The 17,900-nt window shown below is 67.2% G+C and carries 18 protein-coding genes; 3 read left to right on the top strand and 15 right to left on the bottom strand.

Going from position 1 to position 17,900, the window contains the following annotated elements; translation table 11 throughout:
* Window positions 1-7 precede the first annotated feature (7 nt).
* Both pgeF and QWL29_RS06175 read right to left on the bottom strand, forming a co-directional pair.
* A complete protein-coding gene (gene pgeF / locus QWL29_RS06180) occupies window positions 8-784 on the bottom strand; it encodes a peptidoglycan editing factor PgeF (protein WP_305822066.1) in 777 nt (258 codons plus the stop codon).
* Window positions 784-1,818 (bottom strand): RluA family pseudouridine synthase, encoded by a 1,035-nt coding sequence (locus QWL29_RS06175; RefSeq protein ID WP_305822007.1) that lies wholly within the window; start codon window positions 1,816-1,818, stop codon window positions 784-786. The genes pgeF and QWL29_RS06175 overlap by 1 nt, the downstream gene beginning before the upstream one ends.
* A 64-nt stretch (window positions 1,819-1,882) precedes the next feature.
* Between QWL29_RS06175 and QWL29_RS06170 the strand changes: the two genes are divergently transcribed.
* Window positions 1,883-2,725, top strand: a complete 843-nt coding sequence (locus tag QWL29_RS06170) for an outer membrane protein assembly factor BamD (protein ID WP_305822006.1) — start codon at window positions 1,883-1,885, stop codon at window positions 2,723-2,725.
* Window positions 2,726-2,884: 159 nt separating this feature from the next.
* Here QWL29_RS06170 and yaaA read toward each other — a convergent pair whose 3' ends face one another.
* The gene (gene yaaA / locus QWL29_RS06165; RefSeq protein WP_305822005.1) at window positions 2,885-3,655 is read right to left on the bottom strand and encodes a peroxide stress protein YaaA; all 771 of its coding nucleotides are present in this window, start codon (window positions 3,653-3,655) and stop codon (window positions 2,885-2,887) included.
* A 44-nt stretch (window positions 3,656-3,699) separates the two neighbouring features.
* Between yaaA and QWL29_RS06160 the strand changes: the two genes are divergently transcribed.
* Window positions 3,700-4,155: a putative toxin-antitoxin system toxin component, PIN family gene (locus tag QWL29_RS06160; RefSeq protein WP_305822004.1), complete on the top strand. Its 456-nt coding sequence runs from the start codon at window positions 3,700-3,702 to the stop codon at window positions 4,153-4,155.
* 38 nt (window positions 4,156-4,193) lie between these two features.
* Complete coding sequence (locus tag QWL29_RS06155) at window positions 4,194-5,351, top strand: pyridoxal phosphate-dependent aminotransferase (protein WP_305822003.1); 1,158 nt, start codon at window positions 4,194-4,196, stop codon at window positions 5,349-5,351.
* A gap of 87 nt (window positions 5,352-5,438) precedes the next feature.
* Here the strand turns inward: QWL29_RS06155 and QWL29_RS06150 are convergent, their stop codons facing one another.
* The 12 genes from QWL29_RS06150 to QWL29_RS06095 all read right to left on the bottom strand — a co-directional run bounded on the left by QWL29_RS06150 (window position 5,439) and on the right by QWL29_RS06095 (window position 17,882).
* On the bottom strand, window positions 5,439-6,743 hold the full coding sequence (locus QWL29_RS06150) for a tetratricopeptide repeat protein (protein WP_305822002.1): 1,305 nt from the start codon (window positions 6,741-6,743) through the stop codon (window positions 5,439-5,441).
* Entirely contained in the window at window positions 6,740-7,630 is an 891-nt protein-coding gene (locus QWL29_RS06145; protein ID WP_305822001.1) for an ExeA family protein, read from the bottom strand. Before QWL29_RS06145 ends, QWL29_RS06150 begins: the two co-directional genes overlap by 4 nt.
* Window positions 7,630-9,438 carry a pilus (MSHA type) biogenesis protein MshL gene (mshL, locus tag QWL29_RS06140; RefSeq protein ID WP_305822000.1) on the bottom strand — a complete coding sequence of 603 codons (1,809 nt, stop codon included), beginning with the start codon at window positions 9,436-9,438 and terminating at the stop codon, window positions 7,630-7,632. Before mshL ends, QWL29_RS06145 begins: the two co-directional genes overlap by 1 nt.
* A gap of 13 nt (window positions 9,439-9,451) precedes the next feature.
* Complete coding sequence (locus QWL29_RS06135; protein WP_305821999.1) at window positions 9,452-9,847, bottom strand: hypothetical protein; 396 nt, start codon at window positions 9,845-9,847, stop codon at window positions 9,452-9,454.
* Complete coding sequence (locus QWL29_RS06130) at window positions 9,832-10,548, bottom strand: hypothetical protein (protein WP_305821998.1); 717 nt, start codon at window positions 10,546-10,548, stop codon at window positions 9,832-9,834. Before QWL29_RS06130 ends, QWL29_RS06135 begins: the two co-directional genes overlap by 16 nt.
* Window positions 10,545-11,210 (bottom strand): PilN domain-containing protein, encoded by a 666-nt coding sequence (locus QWL29_RS06125; RefSeq protein WP_305821997.1) that lies wholly within the window; start codon window positions 11,208-11,210, stop codon window positions 10,545-10,547. Before QWL29_RS06125 ends, QWL29_RS06130 begins: the two co-directional genes overlap by 4 nt.
* On the bottom strand, window positions 11,207-12,148 hold the full coding sequence (locus tag QWL29_RS06120) for a type IV pilus biogenesis protein PilM (RefSeq protein ID WP_305821996.1): 942 nt from the start codon (window positions 12,146-12,148) through the stop codon (window positions 11,207-11,209). The genes QWL29_RS06125 and QWL29_RS06120 overlap by 4 nt, the downstream gene beginning before the upstream one ends.
* Window positions 12,149-12,292: 144 nt before the next feature.
* Window positions 12,293-15,400 carry a DUF6701 domain-containing protein gene (locus tag QWL29_RS06115; protein ID WP_305821995.1) on the bottom strand — a complete coding sequence of 1,036 codons (3,108 nt, stop codon included), beginning with the start codon at window positions 15,398-15,400 and terminating at the stop codon, window positions 12,293-12,295.
* Window positions 15,397-15,879 (bottom strand): agglutinin biogenesis protein MshP, encoded by a 483-nt coding sequence (locus tag QWL29_RS06110; protein WP_305821994.1) that lies wholly within the window; start codon window positions 15,877-15,879, stop codon window positions 15,397-15,399. Before QWL29_RS06110 ends, QWL29_RS06115 begins: the two co-directional genes overlap by 4 nt.
* Window positions 15,876-16,742, bottom strand: a complete 867-nt coding sequence (locus QWL29_RS06105) for a prepilin-type N-terminal cleavage/methylation domain-containing protein (protein ID WP_305821993.1) — start codon at window positions 16,740-16,742, stop codon at window positions 15,876-15,878. Before QWL29_RS06105 ends, QWL29_RS06110 begins: the two co-directional genes overlap by 4 nt.
* Window positions 16,742-17,341 (bottom strand): type IV pilus modification PilV family protein, encoded by a 600-nt coding sequence (locus QWL29_RS06100; protein ID WP_305821992.1) that lies wholly within the window; start codon window positions 17,339-17,341, stop codon window positions 16,742-16,744. The genes QWL29_RS06105 and QWL29_RS06100 overlap by 1 nt, the downstream gene beginning before the upstream one ends.
* The gene (locus tag QWL29_RS06095; protein ID WP_305821991.1) at window positions 17,331-17,882 is read right to left on the bottom strand and encodes a pilus assembly FimT family protein; all 552 of its coding nucleotides are present in this window, start codon (window positions 17,880-17,882) and stop codon (window positions 17,331-17,333) included. The genes QWL29_RS06100 and QWL29_RS06095 overlap by 11 nt, the downstream gene beginning before the upstream one ends.
* Window positions 17,883-17,900 lie beyond the last annotated feature (18 nt).

Raw genomic sequence — 17,900 nt, 5'->3', positions numbered from 1 at the left:
ACCAGCCTCACTTGAGCCAGATCAAACTCGCCTGGCGCCCCGTCACGCCATCGCGGCGGTACGAATAAAAACGGTCGCGTTCGGTAGCGGTGCAATGGATGCCGCCGGCAATGCTGATGACCCCATCGCGCTCCAGCATCAGGCGCGCCAGCGCAAAGATATCCGCCAGGTACTTGCCGCCGAGTTCGGGCTGGCGGCGGAAGGCAAAGCCGATGTCCACGCCCGGCAGCGCCGCGGCAAAACTGTCGAACACGTCCTGTCCCACCTCGAAGGCCAGCGGGCCGATTGCCGGGCCCATCCAGGCGGTGATCTCCCCGGCCCCGGCCGCGCGCATCGCCTTCAGGGTTGCGCCCAGCACGCCCCCGGCCAGGCCGCGCCAGCCGGCATGCGCCGCCCCCACCACCTTGCCGCCGCGGTCGGCAAACAGTACCGGCAGGCAGTCGGCGGTGAGGATGGCGCACACCACGCCCGGCTGCACGGCGATGCTGGCATCACCTGTACGTACCGGCTGCTCCGGCCCGACCGTCGCCGCATCGACCACGCCGTTGCCGTGCACCTGCGCAATCCAGGCCGGCCGCCCCGGCAGCCAGGCTTGCAGGCGCGCGCGGTTGTCGGCCACGGCCTGCGGGTCGTCGTTCACGTGCAGGCCCAGGTTCAGCCCGCCGCCGCCGAGGCCGTCGTCGTACGGGCCCTGCGACACGCCTCCTGCGCGCGTGGTGGCCAGCGCGCCGATATTCGGCGGCGCATCCGGCCACTCCGGAACGATCAGGCTGGCCGGGTCCATCATGCGCTTGGCGGCTCGTCGATGCCGGCCTTGGCGATCAGCTCGGCAAAGTCGGCGGCCAGCGGCACGATCCATTCGCAATGCTCGCCGGTGGCCGGGTGCGTCAGGCCAAGGCGGCGCGCCTGCAGGGCCTGGCGGTGGAACACCGGGCTCAGGTGGGTCTTGCCGTACACCGAATCGCCAACCAGGCCATAGCCGATCGACAGCATGTGCACGCGGATCTGGTGGGTGCGGCCAGTTTCCAGCGAGCAGCGCACCAGGCTGACCGGACGGCGGTCCAGCATGCCCTCGGCCACGCGCTCGTAATGGGTGATCGCCGGCTTGGCGCCCATGCCGGTCGAGACCGCCATCTTGACGCGGTCCTTCGGATGGCGGCCCATCGGCGCATCGATGGTGCCCGACAGGTTCGGCGTGCCCCACACCAGCGCAAAGTATTCGCGCTTCACGGTGCGTGCCTGCAGCTGGCGCACCAGGTCGGTCTGGGCGGCAAGGGTCTTGCCGACAACCATCAAACCGCTGGTATCCTTGTCGAGGCGGTGCACGATGCCGGCGCGCGGCACCGAGGCCAGCTGCGGCGCGTGGTCCAGCAAACCATTCAAGAGCGTGCCCGACCAGTTGCCGGCGCCCGGATGCACGACCAGGCCGGCCGGCTTGTTGATCACCATGATGTGCTCGTCTTCATGGACGATGTTCAGGGCGATTTCTTCGGGTGCGAAGGCGGTGTCCTCGGGCGCCGGCTGCGGCTCGACGAGCACGGTTTCGTCGCCGTAGGCAGTGTTCTTGCCGCGTGCGGGCTTGCCGTCGACCAGCACGTGGCCGCCCTCGAACCACAGCTGCAGGCGGCTGCGCGAGAACTGCGGCACCAGCGCGGCGACGACCTTGTCGAGGCGCTGGCCGCAGGCGTCGGCGTCCAGGTGCAGGGTGATTGGAGAGAGGTCGATGCCGGTCGCAGGAGGGAACTCGGCAACGATGTCGTCGTCGAACTCGGGGTCCAGGGGCAATTCCGCCGAATTCGGCGCAGGAGTTAATATCACGTCAGTCCCATCGGCTATAATCAGCCGTTCGTTGAATCTAGGTAAAACTTTTCTGCAAAAAGCTATGCAAAAAAAATTGTTGGTGGTGGTTGCTACGAGTGCCTTGCTGGCCCTGTCCGGTTGCGGCATGTTGCCGTCGAAAACCGACGAGACCAAGAAGTGGTCAGCGGAGAAATTATACGCTGAGGCACGCGAAGAGATGAGCGCCGGCCAGTACGAAGCGGCGATTACACTGTTCCAGCGCCTGGAATCGAACTATCCGTTCGGCACTTACGCCACGCAAGCGCAGATGGAAATTGCCTACGCCCACTACAAGGCGAAGGACCAGGCCGAGGCGCTGGCTGCGGTCGAGCGCTTCATCAAGCTGCACCCGAACCATGCGCAGGTCGACTACATGTACTACCTGCGCGGCCTCATCAATTTCAACGACCAGATCGGCTTCCTGAGCGTGATCTGGTCGCAGGACCCGTCGGAACGCGACCCGCGTGCGACGCGCGAGGCCTTTGCCGCGTTCAAGGCGCTGGTCGACCGCTACCCGAACAGCAAGTACGTGCCGGACGCGGTCGCGCGCCTGAACTACCTGATCAACGCGATGGCCCAGTACGAAGTGCACGTGGCGAACTACTACTTCCGCCGCGGCGCCTACATGGCGTCCCTGAACCGCGCGCAGAGTGCGGTCAGCGACTACAGCGAATCGCCGTCGCGCGAGGAAGCGCTGTTCATCATGAGCCGCTCCTACGACAAGCTCGGCATGTTCGACCTGCGCGACGACACCCAGCGCGTGCTGCTGCGCAACTACCCGAACAGCCGCTTCATCAACCCGAACGCCAGCGGCGATGCGCCATGGTGGAAGTTCTGGTCGAAGTCGGGTCCGAAGCCGGCGCCGAAGGATGTGGTGGCAAAATAATCACCGCTGCGCGGTGATGTGAACATCGTTGGGATGCGGCCACGGCCGGGTGGTGGTGGCATCGGCCGTGTTCGCGGAACATCGTTGACGTATCGCCCAGCCACGATCCGTAGGGTGGGCACGGGGTGCCCACCTTACGGTTGGGGCCGCTAGCCGCGATCAGGCGTCCATTTTGCGCCGGAACACCCAGGTCCGCTCTTTCGATTCTTCGGGTACAAATGCATACCCATCCACATCGAACGCCTTCAACGCCTCCGGATCATTGACCCCGTTCTCGATCGCATAGCGCGCCATCAGCCCGCGCGCCCGCTTGGCGTAGAAGGAAATGATCTTGTACCTCCCGTTCTTCCAGTCCTCGAACACCGGCGTGACGACCGGCGCCGCAAGCAGCTTCGGCTTGACCGACTTGAAGTACTCTTCCGAGGCCAGGTTGACCAGCGCCGTCGATCCCGTTTTCTCGAGCTCGGCATTCAGGGCGCGGGTAATGGTCTCGCCCCAGAAGGTGTACAAATCCTTTCCGCCCGGGTTCGCCAGCTTCGTTCCCATCTCCAGCCGGTAGGGATGCATCAGGTCGAGCGGACGCAGCAGACCGTAAAGACCCGACAGGATGCGCAGGTGGCGCTGGGCGAAATCGATGGCGTCGAGCGGCAGACTGCGCGCGTCGAGCCCGGCGTAGACGTCGCCGTCGAAGGCCATCACGGCCTGGTGGCCGTCGGCGTGGTCCGCGGTCCAGCTGGCGTAGCGCGCCACGTTCAGCGCCGAGAGGGCGTCGGAGATGTGCATCAGATCGCCCACCTGGCCGGGCGACAAATCGCGCAGTACGCCAATCAATTGACTGGCGCGGTCGATGAAAGCGGGGAGCGTGTGCTCCCGGGTGGGAGTCGGGGTATCGAGGTCGAGGGATTTGGCGGGCGAAATGACAAGCAGCATAGAAACCTAACAGCGCAAACGCAAAAGCAATTAATATTTCCTATATGATACCCGCTTCCGCACCAACCATCGTCCTCGACACCAATGTCTGCCTGGATCTGTTCGTCTTTCGCGACAAACGCTGGGACAGCCTGCTGGAGGCGCTCGAACGTGGCGCCGTCCAGGCCGTCACGCGCGCCGACTGCCGCGACGAATACCGGATCGTGCTGCACTACCCCCACCTGCCGCTCGATGAAGCCAGCCGCGAACAGGCCGCCGCCCGCTTCGATGCCCTGATCGCCGTGGTGGCGCCGGACAGCAAGCCGATCCGCCTGCCGGTGTGCAGCGACCGCGACGACCAGAAATTCCTGGAGCTGGCGCGCGACGCAAACGCCGCCATCCTGGTCACGAAAGACAAAGCCTTGCTGAAGCTCGGCCGCAAGACCCAGCAGGCCGGCATGTTCCGCATCATGCTGCCTGAAGCCTGGGTCAAGGCGCAGGCCGCAAGCCAGCTAGAATAGGCAGTTCGTAGCCAAACCCGCAACCATTCCGGAAGACCATGAGCACTCCCGCACTGCAGTCGCGCCTGCCCGCCGTCGGCGCCACCATCTTCTCCACCATGTCGGCCCTCGCCCTCGAACATGGCGCCGTGAACCTGGGCCAGGGCTTCCCCGACTTCGGCTGCGACCCGCTGTTGCCCGACCACGTGAACGAGGCCATGCGCGCCGGCCACAACCAGTATCCGCCGATGCCGGGCGTACCCGCCCTGCGCGAGGCCATTGCCGCCAAGATCGCGCGCCTGTATGGCCGCGCCTACGACGCGCAGACCGAGATCACGGTCACCGCCGGCGCCACCCAGGCGCTCACGACCGCCATCCTGTGCTGCGTGCATCCCGGCGACGAAGCCATCGTCATCGAACCGGCCTACGACAGCTACGCGCCGGCCATTGCCCTGGCCGGCGGCGTGGCGGTGCCGGTCTGCATGGAAGTCGGCACGGAAGGCTACAGCATGCCGTGGGACAAGCTGGCTGCCGCCGTCACGCCGCGCACCCGGCTGATCGTCATCAATTCGCCACACAATCCGACCGGCTCGATCCTGCGCAGCGCCGATCTCGAACGCCTGGCGCAGATTGTCGCCGGCACCGATATCCTGATCCTGTCGGACGAGGTCTACGAGCACATGGTCTACGACGGCGGGCGCCACGCCTCGGTGGCCAGCCACCCCGTGCTGGCCGAGCGCGCCTTCGTAGTGTCGAGCTTCGGCAAGACCTACCACGTGACCGGCTGGAAAGTGGGCTATCTCGCCGCGCCGGCGCCGCTGAGCGCCGAGTTCCGCAAGCTGCACCAATACAACGTGTTCACGGTGAACACGCCGATGCAGCATGGCCTGGCGCGCTACATGGCGAACCCGGCGCCCTACCTGGAACTGCCGGCCTTCTACCAGCGCAAGCGCGATCTGTTCCGCGCCGGCCTGGCCGGGACCCGCCTGCGTTTGCTGCCGGCCGACGGCACCTATTTCCAGTGCGTCGACTACAGCGCCATCTCCGATCTGCCGGAAGCCGAGTTCGCGCAGTGGCTCACCAGCGAGTGCAAGGTGGCGGCGATTCCGGTCTCGGCCTTCTATAGCCAGGCTCGGGAATCGGGCATCGTGCGCTTCTGCTTTGCCAAGCAGGACGATACACTTGCACTGGCTTTGGAACGCCTGGCGCGGCTTTGAAACTGCATCAAGGGCGAAACGGATCGTCAACGGATGGGCGACAATCCTGCTCTTGATCCGCAGATTGTCACCTGACTGGAAACATCCTCAGCGCGCCACTTGCTGCAGCTTGCGCGCCACGAAATCCTGCAGTTCGCCCGACAAGGTGCCGCTCGCTTCGGCGCGGCGGTAAGCATCGGCCGCCTCGGCATTGCGCTTCTCGGCCTGCAGCGACAGGCCCAGGCCCATCCACCACACCCCGTTGTTCGGCGCGCCGCGCAGCGCGGCGCTGTACTGGTCGATCGCCTCGCGGTGGCGGCCTTGCCTCTGCAGGGCGCCGGCCAGGAAACCCTGGTATTCGCCGTTGCCGCCCGCGTAAGGCAGGGTGCGCAGCAGGGTCTCGATGCCATTGCCGCCGCGTTCGATCTGCAACCGCGCCAGCAGCATCGCCAGCGCCGGCTGGCGCGGGTCGAGCGCCAGCGCGCCCTGCAGCTCCAGCACCGCCTCGTCGCTGCGCTTGTTCTCGACCAGCAGGCCGACCAGGGTCTGGCGCGCGGCGTCGTGGCGCGGATTCGTGCGCAGGGTTTGCTGCAGGCCGGTAATCGCTTCGTTGACGCGGCCTTCCTGCAGGTTGGCCAGGGCGCGGCGATAGGTATTGTCGGCGCGCTGGACACCGGTTTCGCTGCGGCCCTGGGCGCCGTTCGCGGCAGCCGCCGGGGTCTCGGCGTCAAGCAGTGCGGCGCCGGCGGCGCCTTCCTTGCGCTTCAGGGCCGCGACCCAGGCTGCGTCGCGGCGTGCGGTAACAGCCGCCCGCTCCTGCTCGGCCTGCAAGCGGCTTGCGGCGGCGCCGCGTTCGCCGGCGGGCAGCGCGGCGATGCGGGCGTCCTCGGCGGCCCAGCGGCGCGCCAGGCGGGCCTGCTCGGCCTGGGCGCGGGCATTCGCCTGCGCCCAGGTGGTGGTCGAAGGCGCAGCGGCCGGCAGGCGCTGCGCTGCCGCGGGCGCGGCCACGTCGGCACGCTTGCGCTGCGGCGCCGCTTCAGGTTCGGCTGCTTGCGGCGCCGGCGCAGGGTCGGCTGGTGCGGCCGTATCTGCGGCTGGCGCCACCTCGGCCACGGCAACCGGCGCGGGGTCGGCCGGCACCGGAGCAGGCGTTTCTGCCGCAAGCTGCGGCGTTGCGGCCACCACCTGTGCAGGCACCGGCTTCGCATCGAAGCTCTTGCCCTTCAGCGGCAGCACCACCCAGCCGGTCACGCCGAGCGCCACGGCGATCAGGCCGGCGGTGATGGCGGCAATCCGCCGCTTCGAGCGCAGCGCTGCTTCCGGCGCCACGGGTTTCACGTCGGACGACATCTCCCGGCTGCGCGCATTACCGCGCGCATCGAGGTCCTGCAGCATTTTATTTATCAGGCTCATCGTACAAAGGTCCAGGCAAGTCCTGCGGCCATCGCGGCCAGGGCGCCTACCCCGGCCACCCAGGGCCAGGCGCGGCGCCGGGCCGCGAGGGTGTCGTGCGCGGCGGCGGCCACGTGGGCGGCCGACACCTGCTGCCGGCCCTGGCCGTAGCACAGCATCAGCGCCTTGTGGGCAAGGATGTTCACCAGGCGCGGAATGCCGCCGCTGGCGCGGTACAAACGCGAGATGGCGGACGCGGAAAACAGGCGCGCGCCGTCGAAACCGGCCACGCGCAGGCGGTGCGCCACATAGTAATCGAGGTCGTCGCGCCCGAGCGGGCCGAGGTGGTAGTGAAAGGTGATGCGCTGGGCCAGCTGGCGGATCGACGCGTCTTCCAGCTTGCGGTTCAATTCCGGCTGGCCGAACAGAACGATCTGCAGCAGTTTGCGCTTCTCGGTTTCAAGATTCGTCAGCAGGCGCAGCGCTTCCATGGTCTCGAGCGGCAGCGCCTGGGCTTCGTCGATGCACAGCAGCACGCGCTTGTCCTGGCCGGCCAGGCGCAGCAGGTGGTGCGTGATGGTCTTGAGCAGCTGGTGCTGGTCCACCTCGCGGTCCAGCGCCAGCTCCAGCTCGTCGGCCAGGGCCAGCATCAGGCTGCGTGGCTCAAGATAGGGATTCGGGATCCAGGCGGTGATGAAATCCTCGCCCAGGGTCGCCATGAACTTGCGGCACAACAGGGTCTTGCCGGTGCCGACCTCGCCCGTGATCTTGATGAAGCCCTCGCCGCTGCGCGCCGCGACCAGCAGGGTGTTCAGCGCTTCCTGCGAGCGCGGGCTGCCGAAGAAGAAACTCGTGTCCGGCGTGATCCCGAACGGCAGCTCGCGCAGGCCGAAATGCGCTTCGTACATCAGCGGCGCTCCAGCTGGCGCGGGTCGAGCTGGTCGATGCGGCGCGTGGCGTCCAGCAGGTCCTGGTTCCAGCTGTTGGCGCTGTCGACGATGGTCGGCTTGATCAGCACCACCAGCTCGCGCTTCTGGTTGATCTTGTTCTTGTTGCGGAACAGCGCGCCCAGCACCGGCACCCGGCCGGCGCCCGGCAGCTGGCTGGTGTCGTCGGTCGAGGCCTGGCGCATCAGGCCGCCGATGGCCACCACCTGGCCGTCCTGGCCGCGGACAATACTGTCCAGTTCCGAGGTGCTCGATGCCGCCAGCGGCAGGCTCAGGTTGCCGGCCGAACCGAGGTTCACGCCCTTGGTCACGGTGGTCACCTGGCTGACCGACGGGTGCACGTGCAGCAGGATGTTGCCGGCGTCGTCGATCTGCGGCGTCACGTCCAGCACCACGCCCGAGAAGAAGGGCTGCAGCGTCACGCTGGGGGTGACGGTGTCGCCGGTGGCGTTGCTGCTGATGTTGGTCTGCACGCCGGTCACATAGAACTCGTCGGTGCCGATCTTCAGCACGGCCTTCTGGTTGTTCACCGCCGCGATGCGCGGGCTCGACAGCACATGCACGGTGCCCTGCTGCTCGAGGAAGGAAATCAGGGCCGCGAAGTTATTCGTCTGCACGGCCAGGCCGAACAGCGAGCCGGCCGCATTCGCGGCATTCGACAGCGAGAAGCCGGTGCTGGCTGCGAGACCCGTGCCGTTGGCGATCAGCGGCGGCTGGCCGCCCGTGTAGGGCAGCGGCGCCAGGCCGGTGCCCGGCGAGATCAGGCCGCCCGACACGCGGTTCGGGTGCGAGCTTTTGATCGAGGCGAACGAGGCCCAGTTGATCCCGCTCTGGAACTGGTCGTTCAGCTCCACTTCGAGGATCTTCGCTTCCAGGATCACCTGGCGGTCGACCGACAATTGCGTCGCCTTCAGGTAGGCGTCGACGTTGCGCAGTTCTTCCGGCATGGCGCGGATCACGATCACGCCCGACTGCGGGCTGACCACCAGGCTGCGCCCGCCCTGCTTGCCGCCCATGATGGCTTCCAGCGAGAGGGCCAGGTCGCGCCAGAAGTCGTTGTTCGAGATCGTGTTGACGTCGCTGCTCTGGACCCCGTTGCTGTTCTGGCCGTTCGGGTCGTTCGGGTTGTTGTTATTGTTATTGTTGTTGCGGTTGTTCTGGTTGTTGTTGCCGGAACCCTGGTTGCTACCATTGCCGCTGCCGTTGTTGTTGTTGCCGCTGTCGGACACCGAGGTCGAGGTCACGCGCAGGTTCGAGCTGCCGCTGCGGTTGCCGACCAGGTAGTTCACGCGAAACATCCGGGTCTGCATGGTCAGCGGGCGGATGGTTACGCGGGTGCCGTCGATTCGGTAGTCGTAGCCATACATGTCGCGGATCGCGTCCAGGGTCTCGGCCAGGGTCACGTCCTTCAGGTTGGCGGAAATACTGCCGCTGACCTCGGGATGCACCACCATGTTGTAGCGGGTGCCGGCCACGATCGAGCGGAAGAACTGCTGCGCCGGCACGTTGTTGAAGGCGACGTTGAAGCGTTCCTCCAGGGCCGGGCGCGCCTTCGGCAGTTCGCGTGCCAGGGTGGCGGCCGGCGGCAGCAGCGCATCGGCGACGGCGTCGCCGGTCGCCGCCGTGCCGGGCGCCGGGGCGCCGGCAGCGCTGGCCTTGGCCACCTCGCGCTTGATGGTGTCGTAGGTGGCGTGCGGCGGCGTGGCCTGGCAGCCGGCCAGGAAGGCGGCGCCGAGGAGCAAGGTGGAATGGAGGGTGCGTTTGTTCATCGTCATCTTGGTATCAGTCCTTGCGGGCGCGTTCGATGCCGCCGGACGGCAGCGCGTTTCCAGGCGCATTCAGTTTCAGCACGCGACGTTCGCTCCCGCGCACCAGCTCGACTTCGTTCGGGGTCATGCGCGCCACGCGCGCGCCCTTGTAGCTGTCGCCGAGACGCACCGTCTCGCCATCGATCACCGCCACGTGGCGCCCGCCGGGCTGGCGCGCGATCAGGATCGATTGCAGCTGCGGCCCGTTTGATGCCGGGCTTGCAGCGCGTGCGCCGGCGCCGCCCGGGACCCGGGAGGCCGGCGGCCGGGTCGGGTCGCGCAGGGCTTGCGCCGCGGCCGGCAGGGAGCAGGCCGCCGCCAGCGCCAGCCCGAGTGCGGCAAGACAGGCGCGCTTCATAGCTTCATCCATTTGCGGTCCAGGCTCAGGGTGTACAGGGTCAGCGTCAGGCGCGACGACGGCCAGGTTTCCGCCTCGAGCTGCGCACGGCCCCAGAACAGCTGGGTCGGCAAGCCTTCCAGCGCATTCATGTAGGCGATCATGTCGAGGTAGTTGCCGCGCACGGTGATCTCCACGCCGTGGCGGTAGAGCAGACCGCCATTATTCGACAGGGGCTGGGCAGGCGCCGCCGGCGCCGTTGCCACGGCGGCGTCCGGCGCCGAGGCTGCCGCGCGGCGCCCTGCTTCCAGCACCGACTCCACCGGCAGCGTGCGCACCGACACCAGGGCCAGGCGGCCGTTCGCGCGCAGGATGCTGTCGAGCAGCGGCGCCATGCGCTCCGGCGCCACCAGGCCGTTCTGCATCGCGCGCAGCTGCCCGCTGAGCTCCTCGGTTTCCTTGCGCACCGCGGCCAGGCGGGTGCGCACCGCCGCGTCCGGGTCGTTCTGGGCCGCTTCCACGCGTGCGCGGATTTCGTTGTCGATGCCTTCGATGTTGTTCTGCTGCTGGGTGATCTGCGCGTTCAGCGCGTCCTGCTTGCGCAGCTGCGGCCCGAGCGCAAAGAAGTGCATCAGGAAGACGATGGCCGCGGCGCAGGCCGCGAACACCATGATCCGTTCGCGCAGGCTGAGGGCGTCGACGCGCGTCGCCAGCTTGATCCATTGTTGTTTCATGTGCGCGGCGCCTCGCTGTTCGATTGCAGGCTGAAGTCGACGTAGGGCGCCGGGCCGGCCGGTGCCGCAGTTGCTGGCGAGGCAGGCGCCGGTGCGCCGTCCTGCGGCTCGCGCGATCCTTCCGACATCTGCAGGCTGCCAAAGCCCTTGCCCTGCATCACCGGCTCGCGCGTCAGGCGGGTCAGGAAGCCCGGCACGCTTTCCGGATCGAGGGCGCGGCCGCGCACGCCGATATCGGTACTGGCGCCGGTAATCGTCAGCCCGGTCAGCCACAGGCCGTCCACGTGCTGGCGCGCCAGCGCGCGGAAGTATTCCGCATAGCCGCGCGTGTTGCCGAGTTCACCGCCCTGCAGCACGCGGGACACTTCGCGCAGGGTGCCGAGCTGGCGTTCGGCTTCCAGCACGGCCTCCGCCAAAGTTGGATCCTTCTGGCGCGGCGGGAATTCCGCGTTCACGGCCACCAGCCGCGCCTGGCGCGCCTGCAGCTGGGCGGCGCCGGCATCGGCCTGCTTCTGCAGCGTCGACACGCGGGCGCTGCCGTACAGCCCCATCGCCACCACGCCGAGCACCAGCACGCCCAGGGCCTGGGCCATGGTGCGGGTCGAGAAGATCTTCTTCTGCTGCAGGAAGATCGGGTTGAACAGGTTGATCTGCTGGCTCACAGCACAGTCTCCTCATGGCGCAGGGCCGCGCCGAGCGGCACCAGGAAGCGCTGCTGCAAGGTCTTGTCGGCCAGTTCCGGCGCGCGCGCGAAATCGAAGAGCGCCGCCAGGTCGAGACTATCGACCGGCATGTAGAGGTTGCTCGACAGGTATTCTTCGAGGCCGCTGATGGCGGACGGCGCCAGCACCAGCTTGGCCACGCTGATGAAGGAGTACTGGCGCTCGAAGTTGTCGAGCGAGCGTTGCAGTTCCAGCGTGATGCGATCGAAGCCGGCGTGCTTGCGCTCGTGGTCGGCGTCGAGCAGTTGTTCGAGCGCGATGTCGATGCGGCGCGTCAGGTACAGCTCGCCCTTGTACGACACGGTCAGCAGGCCGCCGTCTTCGCCGAACGAGAGCATGGCGACGCCGCGGCCCGGCGGCTCGACCATCTTCGCGATGTTCCGCTGCGCCATCTCGGGAATGTCGATCACGGCCATGTCGATCTTGGCGCCGCTGAACAGTTTCTGGCGGCCTTCGATGATGCTGTTGCGCGCGGCGACGGCGAACATCGAGTGCTGGGCGCGGGTCGCAGCGCCTTCGTCGACCGGCAAATCGAGCACGTCGACCGTGGCGTCGTCGATGTGGAAGTCGAGCATGTCCTTCAGGCGCCAGCGCACCGCGGTCTTGAGTTCGTCGGCCGCCACGTTCGGTGCGTCGACCGACAGGATCTGGTATTCGCCGGCGGCGAGCACGGTGCTGCACTGGTAGGCATTCGCGTGCAGCTCGCGGCCCAGCTTTTCCAGCAGTTCCGGCGTCACCTTCCCTGGGTAAAACACCGCCTGGCGCACCTGCGGACGGATGTCCGGCGCGGTCTGCATGCTGACGGCGGCAATGCCGTCGCGCTGCAGGCTGATCGCCAGCCACCCTTCTCTTTTCTTTGCTCTTCTAAAAAAACGCATGCGGGTCCGGTTCGATGTTGACACTGGCTTCAGGTGTTGCCGAAGGTGTCGCCAATAAAGGCTTGATTATATTCAAGTACGGAAACAAAGCGATACAAAAAAATTATCGGCCGGCGCCGGGCCGCCCGTTTCCGCACCGAGCGGTCAGTACACCTCGCGCAGGTAGATCATCGGCGTGCGCGTGGCGTTGAAGCTGACCCGTCCGCGGGTGCTCGGCAGCCAGGGCGGCGACGCCATTTGCACCCAGACGCTGCCGGCATTCGCGGCGCCCGGCGCGGCCAGCCAGAACGTGCCGGTGCCCCGGTTGTCGAGCGTGATGGCTGCGCTCGATCCGGCTTTCACCACGCCGCTGCTGCCGATGCTGCAATTGTCGATGTTGGTCGCGTTCGACGCCGGCTCGGCGGCGGTGCGCTTCAGGTTGCGCCGGCACGAGGAGTAGGTGGCCGCAGCCGGCGCCATGGTGGCGATTGGCGGCGTATCGGAATCGGACCAGCTGTGGTTGATCCAGGCGCTGCCGCTCCAGTATTGCGCCTGCAGCGCCAGCGGCGTGCGGCGGATATTCGTGCCCTGGGCGCTGCCCACGTTCAGGCGGCCGTTGACGATCATCATGCCGGCCTCCTGGGAATCGTCCGGCGTGGCGCGCAGCGAGCTGACCTTGCCCGCCCTGTTAGCGGTGCCTGTAATGGGGGGGAAGGTCTCGGTCGATTCGGCGCGCAGGTAGATCGGCGCCGGCGCGGTCGCCGTGGCGGTCGAGTCGACGTTGTAGCCGCTAGCCAGGGAGTACGACACATCCTTTTCCATGGCCCAGGCGCCGCTGGATTCCTTGCCCGCCGACATGCCGCTGCCCGTATCGCCCACGAGCCTGGGCGTGACGAGGGCCTTGCCCGGCGCCGTCACCGCGCTCAGGGTGATCTCCTTGCGCCAGAACGTGGTGTCGTTGTAGTTGGCAAGGGGGTTGCCGCCGGCATCGTAGGCGGTGACCTGGACACCGAAGGGCTGGCCTGAATACGCTGCGCCGTCGACCAGGGCCGGGGCGGCGTCGCAGCCCATCAGCGCCAGGCAGGAAAACGGCGGCGATTCCACCGAGGTCGTGTAGTAGGCCGGAATGAAGCGGCCGACCTTGTCGGTCTTGCCGGTGATCGTGTTGACGTTGTTGCTGGCGCTGACGCCCAGGTAATCGTTGATCGACGGCGTCAGGTTCAGGATGCCGACGTCGGCGTAGTTGCCGGCCACGGCATAGCCGCCGCTGGCGTTCACGGGGGCGCGGAAGGTCGCTTGGACCTCGCTCGGCATCTGGTCCGGCACCGCCTTGGCGCTGGCGACCGACACGCTCACCGGCTGTGCCTCCTTGCCGAAACTTGGCGCCCAGCTGCCGTCGGCGAGGCGCGCGCCCACCACCAGGTTGAAGTCCTCGCCGGCCCTGGCGAAGGCAAGGTCGGCGGGCGAGGAAGCGCCGGGATTCGGCGTGCCGTCCTGCGCGGTGTAACTCCTGAACGCAATCGAACTCGGCAACGCGACGAAGGGCTGGGTCGACTCGGGCTTGCCGCCAACGAGCAGGTTCAACTGGATCTGGCCGACATCGGCATAGCTGAAGTTGCTCAGGGTCGCGGAAGGCGTGTTCGCCTTGAAGTTGACTTTCACGTCGCTCGTCGTGCCGCCCTTGCTGCATTCGGGCAAATCGACATCGCCGTACCTGGCCTTCACCGTGCTGCCGGCCGGGTCCTGGCAGGTCAGGCTGAAGCGCATCGCCACGTCGGTGGCCTGGGTCGTGCTCGGCGCCACCGCCTTGCCGGCGCTGCTCACGGCGGTGATGTAGATCTGGGTACTGGCGCCGCCGGCGAAATTCGTGTCATACAGCTTGCAGTTGGTCGAAGGCACTAATTCGCCTGCCTTGCAGGCGGTCGTGGTGAAGCGATAGCCGGCGGTCGACACCGGCGCCGCCACCGTGGTCGCGGTATCGGTCGCCGTGTTGTTGGCGGCGTTGCCGTCGGCGGTGCCGGCCACGGTGGCGCTGTTGGTCTGCGAGCCGATCCCGTTGACGGTGGCGTTGATGGTCAGGATCTGCGCCGTGGCGTTCGGCGCCAGCGCGGTCTTCGAGGTGCAGGTCACGACCTGGCCGCTGGCCGAGCAGGTCCAGCCGGTGCCGCTGCTCGACGCATAGCTCATCCCGGCCGGCAGGGTGTCGGTCACGGTGATCGGTCCAGCGTCGGTATAGGGCCCGTTGTTCTTGACCGCCAGGGCGTAGCTGACGGTCTGGCCCACCTGCAGCGATCCGCCGCGGGTCATCGAGATCGACAGGTCCGACACGGGCAAGGTCGGCACCAGCAGGATCTCGGCATTCAGGATCACCAGATCTTGTCCGGCGCGATAGGCCGTGGTCACCTCCGGCTTGCAGGTCATGCAATGGATCACCTCGGTGTCATAGACGTCGAAGTCGATCCCGTAGGAGTAATAGTCACGGTTGACGCTGCTGCGCGAGTTGAACTGGTTGCCCGCCGGATTCATGTCGTCGTACAGCTCTTTTCCTTCGAAGATCAGGGCTTCCCCGTCCGACTGCAGGGTCGAGTCGCCTTCCCAGCTGATGTAGCCGACGCGGGCCTTTTCGCGGGTGCTGAGCACCGGCTTGGGCCAGCCGAAATTCGAGGCCGTCACCGTATACGAACTGTTCTGCATGTAGCGAAAACCCTCGTACAGGTTGAGAATGCGCTCGTCCTCGTCCGGATGCCCGTACACCACCAGCAGGGCGAAGCCGCCGAGCACCGCCTCGGAGGCGCACCAGGGGCTGCCGTACGACACCGACAGTCCAGAGAAACTGTAGGTACCGCTACCCTTGGCCTTGACGATGTCGGTGACATCGGCCGCCCCGCCGAAGAAGTTGATGCCGCCGCCCACCGTGGTGGACGAGTACTTGCGCGACGCGCTGACCGAGTTGCCCTGGAAGGTAACGGTGTTGTCGGCCGTGTTGCCGGAGCCGGCCCAGTACAGCTGTGCCGAGAGGACCGTGGCCCCGGCCGGCATGGTCAGCGACGCGGTGCGGTTGACGGTGGGTGCGTACACCGTGCAGGCATTCCAGCTGTTGCTGTAGGCGCGGATCGTCACCTGGGTGCCGGTGAAATTCACCGCGCCGTTGAAGGTCTTCGACAGCGCGACGGCGGTGTCGGCGCGGGCCGGTGCCGCCAGACCGAGCAGCACGGCGGCCAGCAGCAGCAGCAGCTGCGCCAGCTGCCGCAATGGCTGGCGTAGCGCGCTCACAGCTGCACCTCGATTACGCGCTCGACGTAGTCGCGGCTGTTGGTGGGCGCCGGGCAGGTGTTGCCCGCGGTGGTGCAGGCGCTGGCGCGAATGGTCCAGCGCGACAGATAGAAAGGCGCCATGTCGGGATTGTCCGAGGCGGGTCCCGGCACCATGGTGCAGGTGACGGTGACGACGAAGCCGGCCATGGTCGAGCCTGCAGGCAGGGCAAAGGAATCGGTGCGGCTGGCAGTCGTGCCGCCCGCCGGGCAATAATTGGCGGCATCGGTCGAACGCCGGAAAATCGCCCATTCGACGCCGGCGCGCGCAGCCTGGTAGGCGCGCGCGCCCTGCTCGTCCAGCGCGCCCGACTGGCGCTGGGCGCCGAAGATCGACACCAGGGCCGTGGCCAGGCCTGCCAGCACCACCAGCAGGAAGATGGCCGTGACCAGGCCGGCACCGGCCTGGCGTTGTACGGAAGGGAATGCGCACCTGGTCATGGCGTATTGTCCACGCGAACCTGATGCACCAGGCGCACGGCGGGATCGGCAAGGTTACGGGTGCGCAGCGACAGCGACATCACGACCAGCCCGGCACGGCTGGCAGCCACCGTGTCGGCGCGGAACAGGTTGGTGCAGGTGGCGACGCGCGCCGCCAGCATGGCCACCCGGGCATTCGCCGGCGGGACGGCCTGGTTCGCATTGATCGCATAGTTCGAATAGCGGCGCAACATGAAGCTGCCGCCCGGCGCCGGTTCGCAGACATACGATACCGGGCCGCTGACCACCTGGAAGCGCGCATCCGGCGACGGCATGGCGCCTGCCATGGCAAAGCGGTTGGGGTTGAGCGTGATCAGCGGCGTATCGGCGCCGGCCGCCGCACCGGCACTAACCGGCGACAGGACCGTGCTCCCCGCTTCGTAAGCGTCCGATCCGGGGAGGCCCTGGTTGAACACGGCAATCATGTCCTGGCCAGCCACGATTGCCTCGCTCAAGCGCCCCACGACCGTGAACTGCGCGCCGGGATTGGCGGGGTCGAACGAGAGCGGCGTGCCGCTGCTGGCGTCGTCCTCGGCCGACAGGTAGCGCCCGCCCGTCTTGGTCAGCAGGAATTCGATGGCGGTACCGCCGGGATTGACCCGCACGCTGTTCGGCAGCGCCAGGCGGATGTCGCGGGCGATGCGGCGCAGCGCCATGTCGGCCTCGTCGGAGGCCTCGGCACGGGCGACGGCGTCGGCGTAGCCCTGGATCGGCGCGCGGATGAAGACCGCGACGATCGCGCCCAGGATGCCGATGATGGCGATCACCATGATCGCCTCGACCAGGGTGAAGCCGCGCTGGGCCGGGAATGGCTGGCGGCGCATCACTGGAACCCGCGCGCGTAGCGCATGCGGTAGGCGTCGAGCACGACCGGGGCATCGCCGCCGAAGGCGACGCTGACGCGGATGCGCAGCACGTCGGTATTCGCGGCACTGCCGCCCGCCACGCCGAAGCCGCCCAACTGGGCCGGCGATACCATCAGCGTGGCGGTATAGCCGTCGACGCCGACCGGCTGGCCGGAGACATCGACCAGCACCCCGGCGGCGTTGTTGAAGGCGGCGACCGCCACGTTCGGCTGGGCCACGTAGTCGTTGATATTGTCAAAGGGGCGAGGATTCACCGGTTCCGGCGCCACTTGCCCCCAGTTCTCGGGAATCGTGCAGGCCGGGTTGGCCGGATCGTCGCCCGCCGGGTCGCTCGGATCGCAGCGCGTGAAGCCGGCCGAGCGCACCTCTTCGAGCAGACCTTCGGCGATCATCAGCGCCTGCTTGCGGCGCAGCGGATCGGCGCTGTTGGCGGTGGTGATGCGCATCACGGCGATGATGCTGGCCAGCGCCACCGAGACGATCACGATGAACATGATCAGCTCGATCAGGGTAACGCCGCGCTGGCGCGGCTGCGTGAGGGCGGCGTCAGAATACATAACCGGTTTCGGGAGCGACGTTTACCGAACGGCTGCTGGCGCCACTGGTGAGCGTGATGGTCAGGCTGTTGAAGGCAGTCGAGCCGGGCGTGTTGAAGGGCTGTCCAAGCGCATTGAAGCCGAAGAAGGTGACGTTGCTGTTGGAACTGCCGACGATGTTGGCCGGTCGGCCTTCGCACATCCAGGTGCGCGCATTGTTGCAGGCGGCGCGGGTCACGGCGGTATCGCTGTTCTGGCCGGAGGGGGCCTGGACCTGGTTGGCGGCGGTACACGCGGCCTGGTTCGCGAAGCACAGGGCGGCGCTGTTCGGGCCAAGGATCACGAACACGTCGCGGTGCTGGGCAATCGCCGTCTTCTGGCCGTAGCGCAGGATGTTGCGCAGTTGTTCGGTGGAGGTTTCGACGTCGTAGACCGAGCGGTCGAAAAAGCGCGTGATCGCCAGCGCCGACAGGATGCCGACGAGGACGATCACGATGATCAGTTCCACCATGGTGAAGCCATGGCGGCGGTGGCTGGATGCGCGGTTCAGCTCGACGTGCACGCCAGCCACTTTACGCAG

Origin of the sequence: Massilia brevitalea, from assembly GCF_030711405.1 — a bacterium.
Lineage (GTDB): Bacteria > Pseudomonadota > Gammaproteobacteria > Burkholderiales > Burkholderiaceae_D > Telluria > Telluria brevitalea.
The sequence above is the reverse complement of the archived record's forward strand: the minus strand, read 5'-3'. Positions and strand labels throughout refer to the sequence as shown.

Bases quoted from the DNA above. Each gene is read 5' to 3' on its own strand.
- yaaA (WP_305822005.1), bottom strand. From the start codon at position 3,655: ATGCTGCTTGTCATTTCGCCCGCCAAATCCCTCGACCTCGATACCCCG.
- QWL29_RS06135 (WP_305821999.1), bottom strand. From the start codon at position 9,847: ATGGATGAAGCTATGAAGCGCGCCTGTCTTGCCGCACTCGGGCTGGCG.
- QWL29_RS06170 (WP_305822006.1), top strand. From the start codon at position 1,883: ATGCAAAAAAAATTGTTGGTGGTGGTTGCTACGAGTGCCTTGCTGGCC.
- pgeF (WP_305822066.1), bottom strand. From the start codon at position 784: ATGGACCCGGCCAGCCTGATCGTTCCGGAGTGGCCGGATGCGCCGCCG.
- QWL29_RS06160 (WP_305822004.1), top strand. From the start codon at position 3,700: ATGATACCCGCTTCCGCACCAACCATCGTCCTCGACACCAATGTCTGC.
- QWL29_RS06130 (WP_305821998.1), bottom strand. From the start codon at position 10,548: ATGAAACAACAATGGATCAAGCTGGCGACGCGCGTCGACGCCCTCAGC.
- QWL29_RS06105 (WP_305821993.1), bottom strand. From the start codon at position 16,742: ATGCGCCGCCAGCCATTCCCGGCCCAGCGCGGCTTCACCCTGGTCGAG.
- QWL29_RS06150 (WP_305822002.1), bottom strand. From the start codon at position 6,743: ATGAGCCTGATAAATAAAATGCTGCAGGACCTCGATGCGCGCGGTAAT.
- QWL29_RS06145 (WP_305822001.1), bottom strand. From the start codon at position 7,630: ATGTACGAAGCGCATTTCGGCCTGCGCGAGCTGCCGTTCGGGATCACG.
- QWL29_RS06155 (WP_305822003.1), top strand. From the start codon at position 4,194: ATGAGCACTCCCGCACTGCAGTCGCGCCTGCCCGCCGTCGGCGCCACC.
- mshL (WP_305822000.1), bottom strand. From the start codon at position 9,438: ATGAACAAACGCACCCTCCATTCCACCTTGCTCCTCGGCGCCGCCTTC.
- QWL29_RS06110 (WP_305821994.1), bottom strand. From the start codon at position 15,879: ATGACCAGGTGCGCATTCCCTTCCGTACAACGCCAGGCCGGTGCCGGC.
- QWL29_RS06100 (WP_305821992.1), bottom strand. From the start codon at position 17,341: ATGTATTCTGACGCCGCCCTCACGCAGCCGCGCCAGCGCGGCGTTACC.
- QWL29_RS06120 (WP_305821996.1), bottom strand. From the start codon at position 12,148: ATGCGTTTTTTTAGAAGAGCAAAGAAAAGAGAAGGGTGGCTGGCGATC.